We start from the raw sequence: 2,796 nt of genomic DNA on the forward strand, positions 1-2,796 counted from the left end.
GGACTATGCCCATCCGGAATTGGGGCATGATCCTGAATCAGTTTTTGACTATTTTTGAAAATAGGGTCAGGCTATAAGCTTCGCCCAACCCCGATTCAAAAGTTTACACAGTTAATGCGATAGTCCCTTTTGGTCTGATTTGTTCGGATCGATATCCATTCCAAAATAAATTCGAGCTTCTTTATATTTGGGGTCATTTTTTAAAATAAACAGCTTTTCTTGTAGTTGTGACTCCGAAATATTATCTCTATCTCTTTCGCTTTTATACCACTCTATTTTTAACTCTATAGTTTTAAAACAGTTTAGAGCATCATTGACTTCTTTTAAGAGTTTTTCACTGTCCTCGCAGAGTTGATATAGAGTTTTATCTCCTGTATAATTATCTGTTTTATTACTAGTTAACTTTTGACGCGAGTATACGCCTGTCCCTGGAATTCCAAGATTTAGAAAGGTGCCTTTTTTTCCATAATTTACACTAGCTCCCTTGCGCCCAATAGTTGTTGATACTCCATTTTTGCTAAAGTTTAGATGCACACCAGGCATTATCTTGATTCTTTTCTTAAATATCCATCTCATTGTTAAACAACAATTTATGATTATTTTACTGTAATATATAAAGTTCTGTTAATGTTAGCAAGGTACTAAGGGGCTTCCAATTTATGGACAGTCAAAACTGGTGAATCGGGCTTTTATTGTCCGGAATTTGGGAGGCCCTCAGCCACCGAAAAACTCTAGTTTTCAGCTGTCTCGTTTACTGGGGGGAGGTCAATCGGTACCGCCCATCTTTTTGCCGTCATAGCGACCTTGCATCGCTTCCTCTTTGAAGCGCTGAAAATCGAAGGATTCGTTTGTCTTTATCGTGTCTATAAGTTAAACTAATTTACTTATTTTTCCCTTTAATCAAACTAAGAGGTGACACAGTTCAATTTACAGTCTCTCCGCCCCACTTTTGCCAAACCCAATGTTATAGGCATTGGTGTTGTCATAGAGACTGTTTGTTTAGTTTTAAATACTTAACGTCAATAGTCCCGCCGTTTTTGAAAATTCTTGCAATAATATATTTGTCACTTGCTTGTTGTTTGTCTAAGAAAGTCCATTGTGCTGTCCGCATAAAGAACGGAACATTGTCGCTGTTTGCAATGCCTTTACCTGTTGTCTTTGCGTCAATAAAGTATTTTGTTGTAGTCAAATCCTTTTCAAGAACTCTAAAATCATATTCAGATTTATCTTCCCAAAGCACTCTGTTTTCTCCAAACATTTGGCAAAGCTGGTGATACAAAAATTCTTTTCCGATATTTCCCAATTCTTCGTCAGGGTTATCTTCTTGTTTACTATTTAGCCACTCAATAATATTTGAAACCAATTCTGGGTTGTCCGCAATTATTTCTAATTCATTCTCCGATAGTGAACTGTTAGCAAGTTTTGCTAACACTTCGCTTTTACCGCTTATCTCAATATCAAAAGCATATTCTAATTCTTGCGGTGTTTTTGTGTTGAGATATAGTTGTGATTTGTTGAGTGAGAAATATGGAAATAAGTTTATTAGTGTTTCATCAGAAATCCCGCAGGTTGTATACCAATTAAAAAGGTCTTTTAGTATGAGCAAAAAGTATTCATCGTGAAAATTTCCTTCAAAATTTCTCAATTCTTCGTCTGTGTCCTTTGCTAACTCTTTAAAATCATATTTGTCTTCCTTTTCTATGAGGTCATCAATGCTTTCAAATTCTTTATGAAGTAAGGTTTCTCTACATTCATTGTTTGACAAAGAGAAGTAAATGTCTTTCAATTTTTCATCATAGCCTTCCTTTAATCCTTTGTGTTCAACTCTGTCAATTTTAAGCCCTTTAATTTTTGTAAATACATCGCTTTGGTTTAGTAGAAGATTATACTTTCCTAATAGCTCTTCTTCTTCCTGTTCAATTACGAACTCAACAAGGTCAATGAAATATTGAACTGTTTCATCTTCTGTCAATTTATTTGCTTCGGCAAACTCGGTCAAATTACCTTTTGGCGATATTGTTTCACAAAGTTTTTCAATATCTAATTTTTCATTTTCAAATATTTCAAAGTCAAGAACTTCATACCAATTCAAGAAATGTTCTTTACAAGGAATTTGTTCAGCCATTACCTGAAATGCAAAATCGTAAATCGTTTTAACGATTTTTTCTTTGTCTTTTGTTCTTCGGTCAGCATAAGGAACGTAGGCAGAACTTAATGAAATTCGTTGTTCGTTCAATTCCAATGAACTATCAAGTTCAATTAATTTGGTGTTGTAAATTCCTTCCTTAGTTGGATTGAATATTTCTTTGATAAACCATTTTTTAGTTTCTGCATCGCTTATGTCGGGATTTGTGAAACGGCAAATGTTAAAGGCTTCTGTCCATTCATTGTCTTGAATAATTTGTAAAAGCTTTTTAAAAGCAATTTTTGCTTCAACAAGCCTTTCTCTATTTTCTTCATCAAAGTCCGTTAGTTCTACTCCATCTCTTTCTCTGTTAGGAACAAACTTTTCACTATGAATTACAACTGGAAAATTAAAGTCGCTTGTTCCTATCATTGGAAAAGCACAAAAAAGCCTGGAGCATTCTTCGGGGAATGAAAGAAGTTGAAATTTACACCCTTCTATTTCTTCAATTGGAAATGCAATTTCGGTGTCATCTTCAATAATGTTGTCTTAGCCCCCTAAATGGTTGGACAAAATTGTAAAAACAGTTTAGTCCATTTAATTTAGGAATCATGAGTAAACAACGCCGAACATTCAGTGCAGAAGACCGGTACTCGATCGTACAGGAATCT

At 34.7% G+C, this 2,796-nt stretch carries 2 protein-coding genes; both read right to left on the reverse strand.

Annotated features, from left to right (window positions below; genetic code table 11):
• Positions 1-111 precede the first annotated feature (111 nt).
• A complete protein-coding gene (locus tag FEM55_RS07395; RefSeq protein ID WP_138280708.1) occupies positions 112-576 on the reverse strand; it encodes a DUF4236 domain-containing protein in 465 nt (154 codons plus the stop codon).
• Between the two features lie 406 nt (positions 577-982).
• Positions 983-2,557 (reverse strand): hypothetical protein, encoded by a 1,575-nt coding sequence (locus tag FEM55_RS07400; RefSeq protein ID WP_138280709.1) that lies wholly within the window; start codon positions 2,555-2,557, stop codon positions 983-985.
• Positions 2,558-2,796: the final 239 nt, after the last annotated feature.

This window comes from Dyadobacter sediminis (assembly GCF_005860765.1).
In the GTDB taxonomy this organism is placed as follows: Bacteria; Bacteroidota; Bacteroidia; order Cytophagales; family Spirosomataceae; genus Dyadobacter; species Dyadobacter sediminis.

Excerpts from the sequence above, each read along its gene's own strand:
- FEM55_RS07400 (WP_138280709.1), bottom strand. The coding sequence starts at position 2,557 with ATGATAGGAACAAGCGACTTTAATTTTCCAGTTGTAATTCATAGTGAA.
- FEM55_RS07395 (WP_138280708.1), bottom strand. The coding sequence starts at position 576 with ATGAGATGGATATTTAAGAAAAGAATCAAGATAATGCCTGGTGTGCAT.